This window comes from Flavobacterium sp. N3904 (genome assembly GCF_025947305.1).
Classification (GTDB): domain Bacteria; phylum Bacteroidota; class Bacteroidia; order Flavobacteriales; family Flavobacteriaceae; genus Flavobacterium.
Map to the genome: position 1 here is coordinate 895,092 of NZ_CP110009.1, position 16,470 is coordinate 911,561.

The 16,470-nt window shown below is 38.6% G+C and carries 3 protein-coding genes; all 3 read right to left on the minus strand.

What is annotated here, in order from left to right:
• Positions 1–236 precede the first annotated feature (236 nt).
• The 3 genes from OLM57_RS03645 to OLM57_RS03655 all read right to left on the minus strand — a co-directional run bounded on the left by OLM57_RS03645 (position 237) and on the right by OLM57_RS03655 (position 16,006).
• A complete protein-coding gene (locus tag OLM57_RS03645; protein WP_264565882.1) occupies positions 237–8,531 on the minus strand; it encodes a T9SS sorting signal type C domain-containing protein in 8,295 nt (2,764 codons plus the stop codon).
• Between the two features lie 314 nt (positions 8,532–8,845).
• Complete coding sequence (locus OLM57_RS03650; RefSeq protein WP_264565883.1) at positions 8,846–10,639, minus strand: T9SS sorting signal type C domain-containing protein; 1,794 nt, start codon at positions 10,637–10,639, stop codon at positions 8,846–8,848.
• A gap of 495 nt (positions 10,640–11,134) precedes the next feature.
• Positions 11,135–16,006 (minus strand): LamG-like jellyroll fold domain-containing protein, encoded by a 4,872-nt coding sequence (locus OLM57_RS03655; RefSeq protein ID WP_264565884.1) that lies wholly within the window; start codon positions 16,004–16,006, stop codon positions 11,135–11,137.
• Positions 16,007–16,470 lie beyond the last annotated feature (464 nt).

The following is a 16,470-nucleotide window of genomic DNA, read 5'->3' on the forward strand; positions in this document are numbered from 1 at the left end:
CTTTTTACAAAAAAAGAGCACAAATTAACACTAATTAATACCCAAAACCTCTACAATATAGTCCAATACTATTTTTGTCACATCTAGCGCAGTCGAGATGCTCTAGTGGTTCTCTACTGCGCTCGAACTGACAAATCGGACTATTTTATAAAAATTATTAAATAAATATATCTGGGATCAAAAAAAATCCCATCCTGTTTTTCAGGATGGGATTAAATTAATAGTGGGACTGTGTTCTAAAAAACGATTTCCTTGCTGACCCATTTGCCATTTGCCAATTGTACGACAACAATCAAAAACTGATCACCAGAATTCAAATTGGGTATCACAAATTCATTTTTGTCTGTGTTTTTGTTTTCATAAAGCAACCTTCCTCTCAGATCATAAACAAAAACATCTCCCAAAGCTTCGGCTGTAGAAACTATCGTGATTTTCTTGTTTTTTACATATACATTCAACGCTTTTTCAACAATTTCATGGTCATCGGTGCCCAAGGTCTTGTTGGTGTATTTCAACACAAAACGATCGTTTTCGGTGCCTTTTATTGCTGTAAAGCTGTAACTCCCTTTGGTCAAATCATGCATCACTGCCGTTTTCTTGTCCTCCAGCCAAATCTCCTGATTGGCCAATAGACCGTCTCTGTTTGCAATACCTATTTCAAAAGGCCCTTCAATGGTGCTTTTATATCCTAATGGTACTTCGTCTGTGGCTTTAAAAGGCACTGCTCGTCCCTGAATCGTATAGTTCTTCCCATTATTGAGACTGTAAAAATTAACATACGTATTGCCGTTAAAATTTGCCGCATCGTATAATTTATCCACATCATCGGTAGCTCCGGCGATATAACCAACCAACAATTGCTTGAAGGCTCCTCCTGAGTTAGTCAAGTTCAACCAGACCCTGTTTTTCTCAATTGCTGCCGATTTCTTGGTCTTCGACATTTTGAAAAACTGACTGTTATTTCCCGCTACCCGCATCGAGTTGGTAAATTTAAAACTACTGCCTGTTATATTAGCACTACCCACAAAAAACGATTGGCCGGCAGCTATTTGACCTGATGGTGGAGCACCCCCTGTAGAAGCAGCTGTTCCACCTGATCCATTATAAGTAGCATAATCACTTGATTGATAACTCGGACCGCTTGTCGCTATTGGCGTAATGTGCGTCCAGAAATACAATCCGCTAGCATATAAATCGCTATTGACATTCATAAACTCATCTGCATCTATAGCCGATGGATAAGGATTTCCTACCAAATTGAATTCGTTGGGTCCTACTGCATAGCTGTAATCCCCATTGTTGGGAACTCCTTTGAATGCAACGGGCTGTGAGTATGGGAAAACAACATTTTCTCCATTGGGCCAGATACCCCCTTTGGGCGTGCGGATAATATAGCCCACTCCCGGCGTCATTATTCCATTATAAAAAACCCAAGCATTAGCAGTTCCGTTATACTTAAAATACTTATCAGGAAAGGTATTGGGAGACAATCCGAGCGCACTTTGTCCCGTAACCGGTGAAGACCAATACGTATAATCGAAATTCTTCATCGGTGCCGAGCTACGCTGGTATTCAATAGCTCCCGAATTTGAGTTGGTAGTAGTAGCTGCATCTTGTACCAAACTCGCGTCGTTCTGGAAAATTAATTGACCGTTGGTCGTTACCGCATTAGTGATTGTTAATGTAACTCCTGATGGAACCGTTACAATTATACCCGCATCAACTGTCAAAGCACAGGCTGCAATATCGGCAGTAAATGGCTGGTTTGGAGTTACTGACGCAATTATGGCGCTTTTACTTGAATTAGGAGTTCCGTTAGTCCAAGTTGTACCGTTCCAAGTTGTAGACGAGGAGTCCAATATCGAAACAAAAGCCGATGGTGCTGATGGACAACCATTTCCGTCTGCTACCGTAAAGGTATAACTGTTTACAGCCAAACCTGTAACGGTATAAGAGGTTCCTGTGTCTGAAATTGCGCCAGGACCAGGATTAATTGTCCATGTACCACTAGGTAAGCCTCCCAAAGTAACACTGCCGGTACTTACTGTACAGCTTATGTCTGTTTTGGAACTTATCGTTGGGGCTGTTGGTAGGGCGTTGACTGTCATAGTCACAACATTTGAAATTGCTGGGCTTCCTGTTAAACAAGGAGTAGCATTCGATGTCATTTCGCAAGTAATTGCGTCTCCATTTGCCAAAGTAGTTGTTGTATATGTATCTGCTGTTTCACTTGGAATTAAAACCCCTCCTTTGTACCATTTATAGGTTGGTGTTGTTCCTCCGTTAGTTGGTGCAGCGGTAAAAGTTACCGATGTTCCTGCACAAATTGCCCCCAATGGTAACGCCGATATATTGACACTGGCTGGTATATTTGGGTTTACCGTCCAACTTAACGTGTTGCCTGTCGCTGTTGTACAGCCTGTTCCTGTTGATGTTCTTCGTGATTCTATTGTATTGGTTCCTACTACTGCTGTAAAACTTGGAACTGTTGTTGCCCATGCCGTTAAGCCCGAACCATTATTATAACGGTATTCATCCTGTGAAGTTCCTGTTCCGCCTGTTCCTGCTGTTGTCAATGTCATTGTCAATGTAGTGCCCGCACATACTGTAGCTACGTTTGGATTTTTGGCTATAACTGGTCCTACTGGAACCGCTACAACTGTCCAACTTAGCGTGTTTCCTGTCGCTGTTGTACAGCCTGTTCCTGTTGATGTTCTTCGTGATTCTATTGTATTGGTTCCTACTACTGCTGCAAAACTTGGAACTGTTGTTGCCCATGCCGTTAAGCCCGAACCATTATTATAACGGTATTCATCCTGTGAAGTTCCTGTTCCGCCTGTTCCTGCTGTTGTCAATGTCATTGTCAATGTAGTGCCCGCACATACTGTAGCTACGTTTGGATTTTTGGCTATAACTGGTCCTACTGGAACCGCTACAACTGTCCAACTTAGCGTGTTTCCTGTCGCTGTTGTACAGCCTGTTCCTGTTGATGTTCTTCGTGATTCTATTGTATTGGTTCCTACTACTGCTGCAAAACTTGGAACTGTTGTTGCCCATGCCGTTAAGCCCGAACCATTATTATAACGGTATTCATCCTGTGAAGTTCCTGTTCCGCCTGTTCCTGCTGTTGTCAATGTCATTGTCAATGTAGTACCCGCACATACTGTAGCTACGTTTGGATTTTTGGCTATAACTGGTCCTACTGGAACCGCTACAACTGTCCAACTTAGCGTGTTTCCTGTCGCTGTTGTACAGCCTGTTCCTGTTGATGTTCTTCGTGATTCTATTGTATTGGTTCCTACTACTGCTGCAAAACTTGGAACTGTTGTTGCCCATGCCGTTAAGCCCGAACCATTATTATAACGGTATTCATCCTGTGAAGTTCCTGTTCCGCCTGTTCCTGCTGTTGTCAATGTCATTGTCAATGTAGTACCCGCACATACTGTAGCTACGTTTGGATTTTTGGCTATAACTGGTCCTACTGGAACCGCTACAACTGTCCAACTTAGCGTGTTTCCTGTCGCTGTTGTACAGCCTGTTCCTGTTGATGTTCTTCGTGATTCTATTGTATTGGTTCCTACTACTGCTGCAAAACTTGGAACTGTTGTTGCCCATGCCGTTAAGCCCGAACCATTATTATAACGGTATTCATCCTGTGAAGTTCCTGTTCCGCCTGTTCCTGCTGTTGTCAATGTCATTGTCAATGTAGTACCCGCACATACTGTAGCTACGTTTGGATTTTTGGCTATAACTGGTCCTACTGGAACCGCTACAACTGTCCAACTTAGCGTGTTTCCTGACGCTGTTGTACAGCCTGTTCCTGTTGATGTTCTTCGTGATTCTATTGTATTGGTTCCTACTACTGCTGCAAAACTTGGAACTGTTGTTGCCCATGCTGTTAAGCCCGAACCATTATTATAACGATATTCATCCTGTGAAGTTCCTGTTCCGCCTGTTCCTGCTGTTGTCAATGTCATTGTCAATGTAGTACCCGCACATACTGTAGCTACGTTTGGATTTTTGGCTATGACCGGCCCTACTGGAACCGCTACTACCGTTACTGTCCATGTCCCTGTAGATACCGTTGCTATAGTATTACAAGTGCCATCATTAGCATAACGTCTGTAACTTGTTGTGGTTGTCAAGCCTGATGGCGGTAAATAGGTAGCACTTGTAGCTCCGGATATAGCAGCCACATAACCATCAGCAGAAGACCTCCATGAATAGGTAATTGTAGTGTCACCTCCACTGGCTGCTGTTGCACTTCCAATAGTAGTTGCTGGTGTACCTCCGTTACAAATCGTTTCGCCTGTTGTATTGATAGCTCCTGAAGTAAATAAAGCTCTTACTGTTACGGTCCAAGTTCCTGTAGCTACTGATGGAGTAGTGTTACAAGTTCCGTCTTTAGCATAACGGCGGTAACTAGTTGTTGTTGTCAAGCCTGATGGTGGTAAATAGCTAGCACTTGTAGCTCCGGATATCGCAGCCACATAACCATCAGCAGAAGATCTCCATGAATAGGTAATTGTAGTATCACCTCCACTGGCTGCTGTTGCACTGCCTACAGTAGTTGCTGGTGTACCTCCATTACAAATCGTTTCGCCTGTTGTATTGATAGCGCCAGATGTGAAAGCCGGACGTATTGTTACTGTAAAACTATTCATAAAACTCACACATCCTGTACTGTTTCTTTTTACAGTAAGTGTTCCTGTATAAGTACCAGCAGGAACATTTGCAGGAATAGCAATGGTATTTAATGTTCCTCCAGCTGCTACAAAAGCAAAAGTAACATCTGTTTGATTTACTAATCCAGCTGTAATCGCAGCCGTATCCCAAACTACACTATATCTATCAGGAGTGCCTGAAGTGGCTGTATAAGCTAGAAATGCGTTTTGAGAAGCTGTGCTAAAACAAACTGCAGATGTACTTGCAGTGGCTGCAATTGAAACTGTATTTGCTACCGTTGTATTCATACACGCTGCAACTTTATTGCAACTATTTAGATATCTCACATAGTAAGTTGTACTGCCCATAGTTGGACTAACTATTAAACTAGCAGGTATAACATTTGATGTTCCCACAACCGTACCACCGCAAGAGCCTGAATAAAACTCAGCATAACCTCCTAGTCCAAGCGAACCTCCACTAACTGTAAGAGTGGCTGTTCCATTACAATTTGTAGCAGAGGTAAACGAGATAGGTTGAACGGGTGGCCCTGTTGTCACTTGTACAATAACAATTGTAGCATCAGAGTAAATACCCGAAGTTACTGTTCTCCTATAATAAGTAGTTTGATTTATACCCGCGGGAACTGTATAATCTTCAGCATTATTTGTTCCTGAAACTGGACCATAACCACTACTTGGTCCTGTTGTACTTACTTCCCATAAAAAAGTATAGATCCCATTCCCTCCTGTTGGTGTTGAACCATTTATAACAAAAGAAGAAACTGTAGAAGTGGCACAAAATGGTTCCGCATAAGTAGCTACTACATTATAGGATTTCACTACCCCATAACAAGGATCTCCAAATGTAGCATTAAAAGAACCAGATGCAGGAATTGTTGCTACATTACTACCTAATAAACCTGTAGTTACAGTACGACTGTTAAATGCATGACAAGTTCCTATCGTAAAATTTGGAGAGGTTCCTACTGGGCTACCATAACTTGCAAACTTCACATTGATAAAAGCAGAACCTGCAGGAGCAGCAAGTGTTACTGAACCTGCAATCGTATTGGTAGGCGGATTTGCATATTCCCCTGAACTTCCAGCCACTTGACCACTAACACCACTAGAATAGGAGGCATAATTATTATCAATTGCAGGATATGGCGCAGAGGAAACGTTGATTATACCAGTACCTGTAAAGTAATCATTAGTTGTATTTGCAGCTCCGGATGATGTAGATCCCCATGAATTTAAAAGCGGTCCTGCTCCACCCAAAACAAGTGTTCCTGCCGTGTGTGTAAATCCTCCCAAATTAGCCAAAGGTCCTAATACCATAGACCAATTACCACTTACGGTTGAAATAGCTCCAAAAGTTTTAGTTCCTGACCCTGAAAGTGTCAAATTATTGTATGTCAATGCACTTGACCCTAAATTTTGCGCACCAGCTCTATTAAATTCTACGGTTCCAGTACCGGCTGTAAAAGTCCCACCTGTACCACTAACATCACCACCTACTTTTAATAAACTTGAACCTCCATTTAAAGTCCCAGCAGTTCTTGTCCAATTTCCTGTAAAAGTATGCGTTAAACTAGTACCTAAATTCAAAGTTCCTGTTCCATTTATCGTCAATCCCGCGCCATTTACATTGCCTGCAAATGTAACTGTACTTCCTGTATTAGTCATAGAAACTAGACCTGTGGTTGTAAAACCAGCTATACTTTGTGCGGCAGTACCACTTATAGTAATTGCAGAACTTCCTGCAGTAAACGTACTGCTATTGGTAAAATTTCCTTTTAAATCTAAACTAAAATTTGCAGTAGCCAAAGTAGCCCCTGAAGCAATATTCAGATTCCCTCCAATTGTAGTCCCAACTCCCAAAGTAGTAGTCCCAGAATTGATATTCAAATTAGAAAATATTGTTGCACCGCCTCCAATAGCTTGTGATCCTCCTCCGACAAAACTCACAATACTGGCAGCCCCAGCAGTAAAAGTTCCACTGTTCACAAAATCTCCACTTATATTTAATAAACTTGTTGCGCTATTAGCTAACGTTAAAGTAGCCGAAGCATTAATCGTTATATTTCTACAATTTGCAGTAGTTCCTGCTGCAATAGTTGGCGAGAAAGTAGTTCCTGTTGGTATAACTACGTCAGTTGTTGCTGTGGGTATTCCTCCACACCAGTTTGCATCAGTATTCCAATCAGTACTTGTTGCTCCAATCCAAGTACCTGCTGTACATGTAAAATTAGCTACATTAAGTTGTCCTAAACCTACAACACCAAAAAAAGTACTGTTTTTATAGGTTGCTGCAGAAGCGGAGCTACCATATGAACCTGAATTCTGACCGATCGCATTTAGTGACAATGTCAATGCGGTATGATTGTTTGTGCCTAAACTGGCTACCACTCCCGTGTCTATAATTAAGCCATTGTCTACAGTTGTTGCACCAGCAAATGTCTTAGTACCAGAACCTGATAATCTAAGATTAGAATATGTTGTTGCTATTACCGTTTGTGCAGCACCACTATAATTTACCGTATTGCCCGCAAAAGTTGCAGTAAGAGTACTAATCGTAGGTACTGGTGCAATAGATATATTAAGCTGACTCGCAGCTGTTGCGTTATTAAAAGTAGTAATGGTTCCTGAACCTGCAAGATTTACAGTTCCGTTATTGGTAATCCCAGTTATTGCACCAGATCCATTTATATTAAGTGTTCCTCCAGCATTATTAGTAATTCCGGTAACTGTGTTAGAACCATTAATATTGAATGTCCCACCAGAATTATTGGTAACTCCAGTAATTGCACCAGAGCCATTAATGTCAAATGTCCCTGTATTGGTAAAATTTGCTAGAGCTGTAGTTATTGCTCCCGTGCCATTTTTGGCTGCAGTACCAGCATTTGTAAGTGTTGTGATTGAAGAAGTTCCATTAAGATTAAGTGTCCCTCCAGATGAATTCGTTAACCCTCCAGCTCCTGTTAGAGCTGCCGAAACAGTAAGTGTAGCATTATTGGTTGTAGTACCATTACTTATTGTCAAATTATTAAATGAAGTAAAAATAGTAGTAGGCAAAGTATTTGTTGTGGTTAATTGAACAGTTCCTGTTCCTGCTGTAAAGAGATTTGCCCCAGTATTTGCTAGAGAAAATCCTTGGCAAATTATAGTTCCTCCATTTGTCATATCCAAACTACCTCTCCTAGTAGGAGCACCATTATTACCCAGAGTAACCGTCCCATTTACAGTAAGTTGACTTGACCCGCCTGAAAATTGAAGTGTAGCAGTATTGGTATTTGTTGGGGCTATTGCGAGTGAAGCACAAGTGTAGATGCCATTCACAGCAACAATATGATTCGATACAATTGTTACATTATCAACTGGACTTGGCGGTCCACTTGTAGTTCGGTAAGTTTGAGCTGTAACGCTATTTGAGGCATTTGCAGTCAATGTTAAACTCGTATTACTAGCAATAGAAGCAACTGTACCTATAGCTGTATTTCCTAATGTTCTTATAACTGAGCCAACTGACAATTCGGTTAAAAACAATGTCCCAGTCCCATTAACAGTAGTAGAGCTACTTAAAGAAGTAACCGTTCCTGTTCTAGTAATATTTGCATTAGCCCAAGTTGAAGCAGCACTCCAGTTACCAGGAGCAGTACTTGTTCTCTGGGCAAAAGCAACGTTAATAAAAAACAACAAAACCAGCGAAAACACAAAAGTCTTCAATCGAGCTGCATTTTTATATACAATGTTGTCGGATAAATTGTCTTGATTATTAACCGGTAAAAAAGACGTAAATGCTTCTTTAAGTTTAGTAAAGAGAAAACAAAAAACAGCGGTAAATAAAAGTAAAATTTTATTCATAATATTTGGGGGTATTTGAGGCTAATTTAAAAAGTAAACAGAATCTATAATCTATATGTTATTAATAACGAATACTTTTATTTTGTATGCTAAATTTCATTATGCCAATTCAAAAACAGGTATTTATACGCATCAAAATTAGAACATTAAAATTTACATTTCTCAATAAGTTTTGAAATTGTATGTAAATTTTAACTAAATGACTGAAATTCAATAATTTTGTAAGTTTAGGATTCTAAAAAAAATTACACCAAAACCCCGTCTTGAATTTACAGGATGGGGGATATTGGTAAACATATTTGATTTATTAACTCCTAAAAAACGATTTTATTAACAAAACCTTTCCCATTGGTAAGCAATGTTCTAATTATTAAGAATTTATTGCTTGATTCTACATTTGGTATTACAAATTCGGTACTATTTATAGCAGCAACTTCATAAAGTTGTCTTCCTCCCAAGTTATATACCATTATCTTATCAATTTTTTCATTTGTTGAGTTCACTTTTATTTGATGATCATTGACAGAAACAATCACTGGTTTTGAATGTGAATCAAAACGGTTTTGTTTTATTTCAAAAACAATTGGAGTAGCGACCACTGATTCAGTTACGAATGGATTATCAATAACTGGCACCTCTACAATTGGGTCTTTTACAACTGGTGCATCCACAATTGGGTTGGTAACTACAGGTAATTCTACAATTGGATCAATTACGACTGGTAATTCTACAATTGGGTCTATTACGACTGGTACATCTACAATTGGGTCGGTAACTACGGGCAATTCTACAATTGGATCGATAACTACAGGTAATTCTACAATTGGTTCTATTACGACTGGTACATCTACAATTGGATCAGGTACAACTGGAGGAACGGCAACTACTGGCGGCACTTCTACAATTGGGTCTGTTACAACTGGTACATCTACAATTGGATCAGGTACAACTGGAGGAACGGCAACTACTGGCGGCACTTCTACAATTGGGTCTGTTACAACTGGTAAGTCTACAATTGGATCAGGTACAACTGGAGGAACGGCAACTACTGGCGGCACTTCTACAATTGGGTCTGTTACAACTGGTACATCTACAATTGGATCAGGTACAACTGGAGGAACGGCAACTACTGGCGGCACTTCTACAATTGGGTCTGTTACAACTGGTACATCTACAATTGGATCAGGTACAACTGGAGGAACGGCAACTACTGGCGGCACTTCTACAATTGGGTCTGTTACAACTGGTAAGTCTACAATTGGATCAGGTACAACTGGAGGAACGGTAACTACTGGGGGGACTTCTACAATTGGGTCTGTTACAATTGGATTGACAACTGGTACATCTACAATTGGGTCCGCTACAACTGGAGGCACGACAACTACTGGAGGTACTTCTACTACAGTTTTGTCAACATAAACTAGTACAAAACGGTCATTAAAAGTCCCTGTCATAGTTGTAAAACTGTACGGGCCATTTTTTAAATTATGAAAAACTCCTGAATTTTTATCTTCAATAAATACATCTTGGTTGACCAAAACTCCATCTACTTGACTAATACTAATCTCAAAAGTACCCTCTATAATCGTTCTATAGCCTAATGGAACTTCGTCTGCATTGGTAAAAGGCAAAGCACGACCCTGAATAACCAGTTTTTTTCCATCGTTTATACTATAAAAATCAATGTACATATTGGCATCAAAACTTATTGCATCATACAATTTATCCCAATGATTGGTTGCCCCCGTAATATAACCAACCAACAATTGTTTGAAAGCTCCTCCTGCATTGGTTAAGTTCAGCCAAACTCTGTTTTTCTCAACTGCAGCAATATTCTTAGCGTTGGGTATTTTAAAAAACGGATTGCTTGGCTCCGAAACTTTGATAGTATTGTTGTTTGCAAAAAAGGCAAAATTCGGAGCCGATTTTTTTATTGAAGACATCTCATTTACTAGAAATCCAGCAGAAACATCGACAATTCCAGGAACAACGTTAAGCGAAATATAATTTCGTTGCAAACCCATTTTTGCATAATTGCTTGCTACTTTCCCGAAAGAAATTTGCGCAATCAAAAAAAGTGCACTGATTAAAAGTAGAATTTTTTTCATTTTAGTAAGTATTAGATATTATGTTCCGTTTTGAAATGACCACTGAAAAACAGGAGGGTTGATATTATAAATTTTAACCAAAAAACCGTTTGAAAAATTGAATTTATACTCGTCAACCAGCAAAAGCTAATATCCTGATTCTAGGCATATAAATTTCTTCTTATTGACTCTATCAAAATTAGCTAACAAAAACGAATAAATCGAATAAAAGCATTTTTAATCGATGAAATACATAAAATAAAATTATATATAAATTTTAACTTACATTTACAGATGTTTTAATATTTAAAAAAAGCAGGTTCAGGTGAAAAAAAAAAAGAGGGCTTATCGTAAAATAAAATCAGGATGGAAGTATAGGCTAATTCAATCCTGATTTAAAAAAAAAGAAGCGAGAAAAGAATATGGATTAATACAAAATTAGTATTTCGATATATTCACAAAAAGAATCCCATCTCGAATGAACAAAACGGGATTAAATGAACAATTAAACGTTAATTAAAAAATAATTTTTTTAGTACCAATAGCATCATTTTGCAGTTTTATTTTAACCATTAGAACCTGATTGCCCGAAATCAGATTATTTATTAAAAACTCGTTACTTCCTATTTCTGTTTTACTGTAAAGTAATCTTCCTCTCAAATCATAAATAAAAACATCTTCCAATGCTTCAGCAGTCGAAATTATTGTAATTTTTTTATTTTTCACATAGACATTTACCGCCTCATCCACAATTTTATTATCGTTGGTGCCCAATGTCTTGTTGGTATATTTCAATACAAAACGATCGTTTTCTGTTCCTTTTATAGCCGTAAAGGTGTAATTCCCTTTGGTTAAATCATATGTGATGTCAGTTTTCTTGTCTTCCAACCAAATTTCTTCATTTGCCAATAGACCGTCTCTGTTTTCGATGCCAATTTCAAAAGGTCCTTCAATTGTACTTTTATATCCTAACGGCACTTCGTCTGACACATCAAAAGGCAATGCCCGACCCTGAATGGTATAATTATTTCCATTATTGACACTGTAAAAATCAACGTAAGTATTGCCATTAAAACTTGGTCCATCATATAAATTATCGTTATCATTTGTTGCGCCAGTAACATATCCTATCAACAATTGTTTGAATGCACCTCCTGCATTGGTTAAATTCAACCAAACTCTGCTTTTCTCTAGAGGAGTCGATTTTTTAGTTTTTGACATTTTGAAAAACTGACTATTATTTGCTCCAAATCGCATAGAATTATTAAAATGGAAACTACCTGCAGCAACATTCCCGACAAAAAAGGATTGGCCTGCAGCAATATAACCTGTTGGAACTGGACCACCAGAACCAGCTGGTCCTTTCGCTATACCTGTCCCTCCAGTTATATTAAAAGTAGCGTAGTCGTTGGCAGTATAACCAGGCCCATTTTTTTGAATCGCAGTATTGTGTGTCCAAAAATACAATGCTCCATAAATAATCCCTGCATTGTTTGGATCTGTCATGAATGCTACTGCGTCAAGTGCAGATGGGTAAGGATTTCCTAATAAATTATATTGATTGGCTCCTACTGCAAAACTATAACTACCATTATTGGGAACTCCCTTGAATGCAACGGGCTGTGAGTATGGGAAAACAACATTTTCTCCATTGGGCCAGATACCCCCTTTGGGCGTGCGGATAATATAGCCCACTCCCGGCGTCATTATTCCATTATAAAAAACCCAAGCATTGGCAGTTCCGTTATACTTAAAATACTTATCAGGAAAGGTATTGGGAGACAATCCGAGCGCAGTTTGTCCCGTAACCGGTGAAGACCAATACGTATAATCGAAATTCTTCATCGGTGCCGAGCTACGTTTGTATGTAATAGAACCGGTATTTACTGCGGCATCATTTACTTGAACTAAACTAGCATTGTTTTCAAAAGTTAAGCTGGTAGTTGCCAATACATCCAGATTTTCCTGTATTGACAAAACAACTCCAGAATTAACGATTACTGAACCCGAATTAATTTGACAAGAACACATTGCTAAATCAGAGCCAATTGTATAGACATCATTTATACCTCCATTCAAAACAACCCTTTTTAAAAGTGATGGTGTTCCATTTGACCATGCGGTTCCATTCCATGTTGTGGAAGAAATTGGAGATGCATTAACAACAATATTTGAAGAATTAGAAGAAAAGCAAATCCCTTCGGAAACAGCAACTGTATAAGTCCCTGGTGCCAATCCTGGAATCGTTATTGTTGTTCCACTACCAGAATATGACTCTCCTGTATTAAAATTTAAAGTCCAACTACCTGTTGGTAATCCGCTTAATGCCACACTCCCTCCTGCTACAGCACATGAAATTTGTGTTATTAATCCAACTATTGGTGCAGTTGGCCCCGTATTAATGATTACTGATATTACATTAGAAGGCGTTGCAACAGTACCACAGGTTGCATTGTAAGAGCGTACTCTATAATAATACGTAAATCCAGATGCTAATGGAGTCACCGCAAGGGAGGTAACATTCCCAACATTTAAATTATTATAACCAGAGACAAAACTACTGAAAGCTGGGTTGGTAGAAACATCCAAATAATAAGCCGTTGCACCAGAAACTGGGTTCCAATTTGCCGTAAATCCGTTGCACAATACTGAGGTTGCATCAATAGCTGTTGGAGCATTTATTTGTAAAGTAGCATAGGTAATTATATTTGAATAAGAACTCTCACCACAACTACTATGTTTGTGAACCCTATAATAAATATTACCTGGAGGCAATCCTGTCACTAAATAACTGGTTACATTACCAACACTAAAATCACTAAAACCAGAAACAAAAGTTGTAAAACCAATATCTGTAGCAACATCTAAGGAATAACTTATTGTACCCGCAGATGCTGTCCAATTTGCAGTAAAACTATTAGTACAATTGGCTCCTGTACCTGTCAATGCGGTTACAACAGGTGCAGAACCAACTGTAAAACCTGCAGCATTAGGACTACTTACCCCAATTAAAGAAACTGTAACTTTATAATCACCAGGCGATAAATTAGTTAAATTCTTAGTAGTAGCTGAAAAGGCTACATCACCTGTTTTTTGCCAATAATAATTATATGGATCGATCCATTCTGGTGAGTTTTGAAAAGTACCATTATTTCCAGAAGGATACGAAAAAAGAGTAGTTCCTGATCCTATAAAAAAATTATAACCCGCAATAATTCCTGCCTCATAACCTGAATAGGTAGTAGGACCAATAGCCAAATACGTGATGCCAATAGCTGAAATCGCAGTATTATAAAGTCCCATTTTCATTACTTGTCCCGTAAATGAATCACCTGTTGGGCTGTAAACGCCACTTCCGATCTTTGCATTATAAGTAGAACTTCCATAATTTGCAGTAGCAACCGCTCCTCCAGTTACAGCAACACTAGCGCCATTCAAATATATTTTAACCGTAGATCCGTTTCCCACAGCCGCTATGTGATGCCAAGCACCATCTCCCAAAGAAGGTGGAAGTGTAGCGGTTACTGAACCAGTTGCTGCTGTCCATAACTCAATGGTTGTTGAATTGGAAAAACCAAACTCTATAGCATCATTTTGTCCAAACAAGCCCATTCTTCCTGTAACATCAGCAATATTAAATTTTATCCAACCTTCGATGGTGAAAGCGCTTTTATTTGAAAGCAAAGGGCTTCCCAAATCGATATAATCATTATCTGCTCTAACAAATTTTAGAGCATTGTTCATGTTTGTTATTGTGATGGCACCATCTGTACCAACAGCACAAGAGGCTTCTGTAACTGTTGCTGTAGGAACAGGCAACAACGGAAAAATTGTAATTGTAGCTGTTGCAGTAGAACATCCTGCAACCGTATAAACTATCGTAAACGTTCCTCCTGCACTTGTCGCCAAATTTACTTCTCCAGTCGAAGAGTTCAAAATCAATCCAGTAGGTGATGAAGTGTAAACTCCGCCTGTCGCTCCAGTTTGCGTAACCCCAACTTTACCAATTGCAATGTAAGCGTTACCCGGATAGACTATTATAGGAGGCGGTGTAAATTGATACACTTGTCCTGAAGCTGGTTTAGTAGCTATAGTAGATGTAAATGTACCAGATTGAGCCGTAGGATTTGTTCCCGAACTATTTAATGTCAAATAATTACTATTTGCATCATAAATACCAATAGTAGCCGAACCATTAGTTACCGCAGCTGCACCTTGATTATAAATATATTCAATCCTATTAGACCCTTCATAAAGCCATACTTGAAAGGATAATACATCTCCAGTATTTTGATAATCCCACTTTTCTTTATACCACTCTAATTTAAAAATCCGATTGGGAGCCACTCCCGTTGTTACATATCGAGGAATTGTGGTGCCCCTTAAATCATCCCAAAGAGGCATCAAAATAGGCTTGGATGCGGCTGCATTTGCCACAGTATTTGTATAATTCTGACTAGCTGAAACTGCTGCTGCTCCAAAACTTAGCCATCCATTACTGGAAACCCTCACATCTGTATAGACGGCTCCTCCAAAAGTAAATGGAAACTGCAACGTAACGGCATTAGAAATCGCATCATCTTCTGATGCCGTTATCCCTACAACATCTGTGGTTCCTGTTAAAATCCCATAGGTTACTGTTTTTGTAGTAAAACAATATTTACTGGCTTCAAGACCGGTGACAGGTGGTGGTGTAAATCTATAAATTTGTCCAGTTGCTGGCTTAGTGCTAATATTGGTCGTAAATGTATTATATTCAGCCGTTGGGGTTGTTCCGGAATTAGTTAGCGTTAAATATTTACCGTTTGCATCACAAATTCCTATTGAAGCACCACTTGAATTATTTGTAACTGCTGTAGCTCCTTGATTATATAAAAACTCTATAACATTTGTAGTCTCAAAAAACCAAATTTGAAACGAAATCACATCCCCTGGAGATTGAGCATTCCATTTTTGCTGACTCCATTCTACTTTAAATCTTCTATGAGGAAAAATCCCAGTTGTTATGTATTTAGGCTTTGCAGTACAAATTAAATCATCCCACAAAGGAAACAAAACAGGCTTGGCAACGCCAGCATTTACAAGTGAATTCGTATTGTTCTGAGCATCTGTTACTGTAGCAGCCCCAAAACTAAGCCAGCCGTTGGGCGAAACTTTTATGGCAGAATAAGCCGTGCCTGCAAAAGTAAATGCAAATGGCAAGGTAATACTCGTAGACACTCCCACATCAGCCGTTGCCCCAAGCGAAGTATCAACAACCCCAGAAACTCCAGAAAGCGGAATATAACTCCCTGACACAGCAGTAAAATAATAACTGCTTGCCGCTTGTCCAAAGGACATTTGCGAAATCAAAAAGAGCCAGATAATTAAAAGTAGATTTTTTTTCATTTTGATTTGAGTGTTAAAATTTATATTCACTTTTGAATTGGCTGATAAAATCGGCGAACAGTACTAAAAAGAACCGAAATTGATATTTATAACTGTCATTAATAAATGACCATTCATTCTATTTAGTCTACTAATTATTGATAAAACACTATTATATCTTCTGCACGGTTATGCCGTTGAATATTGATTTTCCAATCAATATTTGTGGGGAAAACAGCAAATTATAGTAATCTAGAATTCGTTAAAAAGATATTTTATACTACTTTACTACAAAAAGTTAATTAATTGATATTAAGCATTAAACTAAATATCTTTAACTATATCTAATCTAGTGAATGAATCCTTATAAATCGAAAAAAAACACATTTTATCGATTAAATACATTATTTTTATATAATTATAGTATTTAACGTTCATAATTTAGACAAAATACAATTAGAAAAAAGTTCCATAAATAATAATCG

What these genes read in the sequence shown, in the direction of transcription:
- OLM57_RS03645 (WP_264565882.1), bottom strand. Translation starts at nt 8,531, where the DNA reads ATGAATAAAATTTTACTTTTATTTACCGCTGTTTTTTGTTTTCTCTTT.
- OLM57_RS03650 (WP_264565883.1), bottom strand. Translation starts at nt 10,639, where the DNA reads ATGAAAAAAATTCTACTTTTAATCAGTGCACTTTTTTTGATTGCGCAA.
- OLM57_RS03655 (WP_264565884.1), bottom strand. Translation starts at nt 16,006, where the DNA reads ATGAAAAAAAATCTACTTTTAATTATCTGGCTCTTTTTGATTTCGCAA.